Here is a 6,577-nt window from a genome sequence, read left to right on the forward strand (position 1 = left end):
GATGGTACGCCGCACAATTTTTATGAGAACTTCATTGACGTGATGGTGAACATCGACGGCAGTGATGGAGCAGGTAACTCCCCGTGCGTAGGCGTGATGGTTCAGTTGTCGGCAGGCGGAGCGCGGTTGACGCCCGGCTCAGGTCCGACGCCGAATAAACTTGCGCCACAACCAGACCCACAGCATGAACAGCGGGAACGCGAGGATCAGGAAGGGCAGGGCGTAACTGGTTTTTTCCAGTGCATCGGCGGCGCCTTCGGCCAGGTTGTCGAGCAAGTTGCTGAACGCCTGGCTCAAGTGTGACGAGCGACTGCTGGCGCCGGTCGGCAGGAACGACAACGTGACCCGATTGGTGTCCAGACGCCGCTGGTGCCCGGCGGCAATCTGCGCCAGGGCTTGCAGATCGTTTTCGATCCCGGCCTGCTCTTTGCTCAGGGTGATCAGATCGGTGACGCTGATGTCTTTGCGGGTCGCCAGTTCATCCAGGCGTTGCTGCTGAGCCTTGAGTCGTTCCTGGCGTCGGCGGGTGTCGTCCACGGCATCGGCGAGGTCTTCGGCACTGGTGATCCGCTGACCCAGTTCGCCACCCTCGGCGGCCATCGCCACCAACGGCTCGACGCCGGCAGGGGCAATGCGCAGGGTGATGTCGGCGCGGCCGGCGCCTTGCTCGATGCGCAAGACGTTGCAGGCGCCGAAGCGTGCGGTTTCGCACGCCTCACGTGTGGCCTGCAAGCGCGGGGCGATTTCCGCCTGGGGCAGCAACAGCTGCAATTCGTGTTCATAGGCGAGCATGGCCCCGCCACGCCCTTGTTCACCGGCTAGACTGGCCGATGACGAGTGGTCGCTTGGCGAGCAGGCACTTAGCGCCAGGCAGGCCAGAATGAAACCGACGGTACGAAAAAGTGCGGCGCGTTGGCCATCCTGTTGGCGCATGTTCTTTCCTTGAAGTGTGCTGCGGGGGTATTGGAAGAGTGCCCCGGGGTCGCGCATCTTACCTGCATCGATCCGCCAGATGGCAGGGAACGTGACCTTTGCCCGCTCGTCTACCGACTACCTGTTCGTCTCGCCAGGAGCGCGATATGTATCAGCTATACGGACACCAGAACTCCGGCGCCGCCGCCATCGAAGCTGCGTTGGAGCTGTGCGAGATTCCTTACCGCTTCATCGACGTCGAGTTATCCACCGAGGCGGCCCACGCGTTGGAGAAGATCAACCCGCTGAAGCAGATTCCGACCCTGCAACTGCCTGACGGCAGCGTTCTCACCGAAAGTGCGGCGATCTTGATTCATCTCGGGTTGACGTTTCCCAAATCGAAACTGCTGCCGAAAGACGCCGCCGAGCGCGATCAGGCGATCCGGGGGCTGGTGTACATCGTCACCAATTGTTATGCGGCAATCGGTATCATCGATTACCCCGAGCGCTGGTTGCTCGTGGCGGACAAACCCTCGCGTGACAACCTCATGGCCGGCGCACGCGAACGGTTGCACTGGAGTTGGGAGGTGTTTGCCGATCAGTTCTCGGGCGAGTTGTACCTGGGCGATGAGACGCCCGGTGCGCTGGATGTATTGGCGGCGGTGATCTCGCGGTGGGCGGGCACCCGGGAGCATTTGCGCAGTGCCCGGCCCGGTTTTTCCGCCTGGCTTGAGCGAATCGACCGGCACCCGACATTGGCACCGGTCTTTGCGCGGCATTGGCCGTCCTGAACACCGCAATCCCCTGTAGGAGCGAGGCTTGCCCGCGAAGGCGTTGGGTCAGGCGACACGTTCATTGACTGAGTCGGCGCTTTCGCGGGCAAGCCTCGCTCCTACAGGGCTCGCATTACTCGCCGCGAATGTACTGCTCCAGCTGGCGGATCAGTTCTGCCTGCTCCGCAATCGCTTCCTTGACCAGGTCGCCGATCGACAGCAAGCCGATCAACTTGCCGTTCTCCACCACCGGCAGGTGACGCAGGCGCCTGTCAGACATGATGCCCAGGCACGTATCGACGGTTTGATGGGTGTCTACGGTGATGACGGGCGACACCATGATGTCGCGGACCGGCGTGCCCACGGAAGAGCGGCCATGCAGCACCAGTTTGCGTGCGTAATCACGTTCACTGATGATGCCCAGCACTTCGTCATTCTCTACCACCAGCAAGGCACCGACGTTCTTCTCGGCCATCTTCATCAGTGCTTCGAGCACCATGTGATCGGGTTTGATCTGGTGCACTTCCTGATTTTTCTGATCTTTCAACTTGAGCAGTTGGGCGACGGTTTTCATGGTGGCTTCTCGGGTGTTGTCGTTGTTCTTGAAGAATCGTAGACCCGAGCGCCGAGGGCAAGGCAGAAAACGGCAGATAACGCGCAAAAAACGTCATTCAGCCGTTTTTCTTCGATAAACCTCACATTTTCGAACACACCACCGACCTTGTAGGAGCCGGCTTGCCGGCGATAGCGGTGGGTCAGGCGACGTATTTATCGTTTGAACGGGCGCTATCGCCGGCAAGCCAGCTCCTACAAGGGTTCATTCCAATCCAGGCGTTCGCTGTTATCCCCCGCAATGCCGCGTAGAATCACCACCTGAATCGGATGTGAGGTTGCAGTGGTGGATTTACAGCGGGGCTTCGTCCTGACCCGGCATTGGCGCGATACCCCGGCCGGTACGGAAGTCGAGTTCTGGCTGGCGACCGACACCGGTCCCCAGCGTATTCGCCTGCCGCATCAACCGTCGGTGGCGTTCATCCCCGCCGAGCAGCGCGAGCAGGCTGAGCAGGTGCTGCACGGCGAAAAAAACGTCGAGCTCAAACCCCTGGCCCTGCTGGATTTCGAGCATCGCCCGGTGCTCGGCCTATATTGCCAGCAACACGGTCAGCTGATGCGCCTGGAAACCGCGCTGCGCAAGGCTGGCGTCGAGATGTTCGAGGCCGACGTACGCCCCCCGGAACGCTACATGATGGAGCGCTTCATCACCGCGCCGGTGATCTTCGGTGGCACACCCGATGCCGAAGGCCTGCTGCTCGACGCGCAGATGAAACCCGATCCCGACTATCGACCGACGCTCAGGCTGGTGTCCCTGGACATTGAAACCACCGCTCAGGGCGATCTGTATTCCATCGCGCTGGAAGGCTGCGGCGAGCGTCAGGTGTACATGCTCGGCCCGCCCAACGGCGACGACAGCAACGTCGACTTCCAGCTCGAATACTGTGAGTCGCGAACCCTGCTGCTGAAAAAGCTCAACGAATGGTTCGCCCGGCACGACCCTGACGCAATCATTGGCTGGAACGTCGTGCAGTTCGATTTGCGCGTGCTTCACGAACACGCCCGACGCCTGGCGGTGCCGCTGAAACTGGGGCGCGGCGGTGAGGAAATGCAGTGGCGCGAGCACGGCAGCCGCAACCATTACTTCGCCTCGGCCGCCGGGCGATTGATCATCGACGGCATCGAATCCCTGCGTTCGGCGACCTGGAGTTTTCCATCGTTCAGCCTGGAAAACGTCGCGCAAACCCTGCTCGGCGAAGGCAAGTCGATCAGCACGCCGTACCAGCGCATGGACGAAATCAACCGCATGTTCGCCGAGGACAAACCGGCCCTCGCCACTTACAACCTCAAGGACTGCGAACTGGTCACGCGGATTTTCGCCAAGACCCAATTGCTCACTTTCCTGCTTGAGCGGGCCAGCGTGACCGGTTTGCCGGCGGATCGCAGCGGTGGTTCGGTGGCGGCCTTCACGCACCTGTACATGCCGCTGATGCACCGCCAGGGTTTCGTTGCGCCCAACCTCGGCAGCAAACCTGCACAGGCCAGCCCCGGCGGATTTGTCATGGACTCGCAGCCGGGCCTGTACGAATCGGTGCTGGTGCTCGACTACAAAAGCCTCTATCCATCGATCATCCGCACCTTCCTCATCGACCCGGTGGGCCTGATCGAAGGGCTCAAGCATCCCGAGGACAGCGAGTCCGTGCCCGGTTTTCGCGGGGCGCGTTTTTCCAGAACCCGGCACTGCCTGCCGGCCATTGTCGCGCGGGTCGCCGAGGGCCGCGAAACCGCCAAGCGCGAACACAACGCGCCGTTGTCCCAGGCGCTGAAGATCATCATGAACGCCTTCTACGGCGTGCTCGGTTCCAGCGGTTGCCGTTTCTTCGATACGCGTCTGGCCTCGTCGATCACGTTGCGCGGGCACGAAATCATGCTGCGTACCCGCCAGTTGATCGAAGCCCAGGGGCACACAGTGATCTATGGCGATACCGACTCGACGTTTGTCTGGCTGCGCCGCGCCCACGGTCAGCAGGAAGCGGCGCAGATCGGCCACGCGCTGGTGGATCACGTCAATCAATGGTGGCGCGTGCATGTGCAAGAGGAGTACGGGCTGCAGAGCGCATTGGAGTTACAGTTCGAAACTCACTACAAGCGCTTTCTGATGCCGACCATTCGCGGTGCCGAGGAGGGCAGCAAGAAGCGTTATGCCGGGCTGGTCACGCGTGACGACGGCACTGACGAGATGGTCTACAAGGGGCTGGAAACCGTGCGCACCGACTGGTCGCTGCTGGCCCGGCAATTCCAGCAAGAGCTGTACACGCGGATCTTCCATCGCCAGCCCTATCAGGATTATGTCCGCGAGTATGTGCGCAAGACCCTGGCGGGCGAGTTCGATGATCGCCTGATCTACCGCAAGCGCTTGCGCCGGACCCTGGATGACTATGAGCGCAACGTGCCGCCGCATGTTCGCGCGGCGCGGATCGCCGACGACTACAACGATCAACAGGGCCGTCCGCGGCAATACCAGAACGGCGGCTGGATCAGCTACGTGATCACCGTCGCCGGGCCCGAGCCGCTGGAGATCCGCAGCGCGCCGATCGACTACGACCATTACGTCACCCGGCAACTGCAACCGGTGGCTGATGCGATTCTGCCGTTCGTGGATGACGATTTCTCAACCCTGGTTGGGGGGCAGTTGGGCCTGTTTTGAGTCCAGCAGCGATAACGTCCAGTCATCCGGAATCCCATGGAAGTGCCGCATCAGCGCTTGCTGGAACAGGCTGTCATCCGGGGCGAACTGCGCGAACAGGGTCATCGACGAGCGGAACTTCAGATTGTCCGGATGGCCGAAAATTTCGATGATGGAGCGTTCCGGAATATCCAGCACCAACTGCGTGCAGGTGCGCAGCCGTGGGCCCAGCTGCGCATGCTTGAGGTACGCCGAAGCCTCCTCTCCCGAGTGAATGGCATATCGTTGCGACATTTCGCTGCCGCCCAGGCCGATGAATTGCGGAAAGATGAACCACATCCAGTGACTGCGCTTGCGGCCCGCAACGAGCTCGTTTTTCACCCGTTCGAATACCGGGTCCTGCGCCCGTAGAAAGCGTTGCAGATCAAAGACGTCGAGCTGATCGGTGCTTCTCATGAGAAGCCCTCTGACAGAACCGCGATGGCTCAGACCATGGCCAGTCGCTGTTTGCGTTGTGGCGCGTGAAACGCGTGGTCCAGCGCCTCCAGATCCCCGGCTACAAGCTTCAATTGAGCGGCATGCGCATTCAGTTGCACATGCTCAGGTCGGACCGCCTTGGGGATGGCAATGACTCCATCCTGCCGCAGAATCCATGCCAAGGCTACCTGGGCCGGTGTCGCCGCATGACGGGCGGCCACCTGCTTGAGTGTCGGGTGAGCCAGCAAACTCCCGCCCTGGCCGATGGGACAGTACGCCATCAATGGCTGACGATGCTGTTGGCTCCACGGCAGTAAATCAAATTCTATTCCACGCTCCTCAAGGTTGTAGAGCACTTGATTGGTGACGCAGGCCGGGGAGGCCAGTTCTTGCAGGTCATCCACGTCGAAATTGGACACGCCCCAACGGCCGATCTTGCCGGCCTCGCGCAGGCGTTCGAATGCCTCAACGGTCTCTTCAAGGGGGTACTGGCCGCGCCAGTGCAGCAGGTATAAATCGATGTAATCGGTGTTCAACCGCCGCAGGCTGCGTTCGCAGGCCTCGGGGATGCCCTTGCGGCTGGCGTTGTGCGGATACACCTTGCTGACCAGAAACACCTTGTCGCGCAGGCCGGCAATGGCTTCGCCGACCACTTCCTCGGCGCCCCCTTCGCCGTACATTTCCGCGGTGTCGATCAAGGTCATGCCCAACTCGATGCCCAGGCGCAACGCGGCGACTTCCTCGCGGTGTCGAGCAGAATCTTCACCCATGCGCCAAGTGCCCTGGCCGATGACGGGTACCTGGATGCCGGCCAGTTCGAGAGTCCGCATGCAAAGCTCCTTGATGTCATTCGATCGATACTTCGGTTGGCAGCAGAATAGCCCATGGGTTCCCCGGGCTGTAGGTGTCAACAATGACGCGGGCTGTCTGAATGAACGCGCCGTCCGGACGCTTTTCGCGGGCAAGCCTCGCTCCTACAGGGAATCGCGTTTGCTTTTGCTTCTCACCACTCATCAGGCCGAGCGTTAGCTCGCCTTCCGCTTTTGATCCGAGCGCCCCCTCGAGAGGCCGAGCGCAGGTTCTGCGCAGTGGGCAACCCGGCATGGATGCCGGGTTAGCCGCCCCCGGCCATGGATGGCCGATGGCGGCGGGCCCACGGAGCAGGACCGGAGCGAGG

The 6,577-nt window shown here is 61.4% G+C and carries 6 protein-coding genes; 2 read left to right on the forward strand and 4 right to left on the reverse strand.

Annotated features, from left to right (window positions below; genetic code table 11):
• Window positions 1-138: 138 nt before the first annotated feature.
• Complete coding sequence (locus tag IB245_RS24245) at window positions 139-933, reverse strand: DUF4349 domain-containing protein (RefSeq protein WP_192228926.1); 795 nt, start codon at window positions 931-933, stop codon at window positions 139-141.
• 146 nt (window positions 934-1,079) lie between these two features.
• Between IB245_RS24245 and IB245_RS24250 the strand changes: the two genes are divergently transcribed.
• Window positions 1,080-1,703: a glutathione S-transferase gene (locus tag IB245_RS24250; protein WP_008034499.1), complete on the forward strand. Its 624-nt coding sequence runs from the start codon at window positions 1,080-1,082 to the stop codon at window positions 1,701-1,703.
• Window positions 1,704-1,818: 115 nt separating this feature from the next.
• On the opposite strand, the gene IB245_RS24255 is transcribed toward IB245_RS24250, so the two are convergent.
• The gene (locus tag IB245_RS24255) at window positions 1,819-2,259 is read right to left on the reverse strand and encodes a CBS domain-containing protein (protein WP_007944798.1); all 441 of its coding nucleotides are present in this window, start codon (window positions 2,257-2,259) and stop codon (window positions 1,819-1,821) included.
• Between the two features lie 324 nt (window positions 2,260-2,583).
• Here IB245_RS24255 and IB245_RS24260 point away from each other — a divergent pair, with 324 nt between their 5' ends.
• A complete protein-coding gene (locus IB245_RS24260; RefSeq protein WP_192228927.1) occupies window positions 2,584-4,944 on the forward strand; it encodes a DNA polymerase II in 2,361 nt (786 codons plus the stop codon).
• Here IB245_RS24260 and IB245_RS24265 read toward each other — a convergent pair.
• Complete coding sequence (locus tag IB245_RS24265) at window positions 4,909-5,379, reverse strand: DUF1810 domain-containing protein (protein WP_008034513.1); 471 nt, start codon at window positions 5,377-5,379, stop codon at window positions 4,909-4,911. The genes IB245_RS24260 and IB245_RS24265 overlap by 36 nt on opposite strands.
• 29 nt (window positions 5,380-5,408) lie before the next feature.
• Window positions 5,409-6,230 carry an aldo/keto reductase gene (locus tag IB245_RS24270; protein ID WP_192228928.1) on the reverse strand — a complete coding sequence of 274 codons (822 nt, stop codon included), beginning with the start codon at window positions 6,228-6,230 and terminating at the stop codon, window positions 5,409-5,411.
• Between the last annotated feature and the right edge of the window lie 347 nt (window positions 6,231-6,577).

Source organism: Pseudomonas sp. PDM02, from assembly GCF_014852285.1.
GTDB lineage: Bacteria > Pseudomonadota > Gammaproteobacteria > Pseudomonadales > Pseudomonadaceae > Aquipseudomonas > Aquipseudomonas migulae.

Coding starts and splice junctions, on each gene's coding strand:
- IB245_RS24250 (WP_008034499.1), top strand. CDS start 1,080: ATGTATCAGCTATACGGACACCAGAACTCCGGCGCCGCCGCCATCGAA.
- IB245_RS24255 (WP_007944798.1), bottom strand. CDS start 2,259: ATGAAAACCGTCGCCCAACTGCTCAAGTTGAAAGATCAGAAAAATCAG.
- IB245_RS24270 (WP_192228928.1), bottom strand. CDS start 6,230: ATGCGGACTCTCGAACTGGCCGGCATCCAGGTACCCGTCATCGGCCAG.
- IB245_RS24245 (WP_192228926.1), bottom strand. CDS start 933: ATGCGCCAACAGGATGGCCAACGCGCCGCACTTTTTCGTACCGTCGGT.
- IB245_RS24265 (WP_008034513.1), bottom strand. CDS start 5,379: ATGAGAAGCACCGATCAGCTCGACGTCTTTGATCTGCAACGCTTTCTA.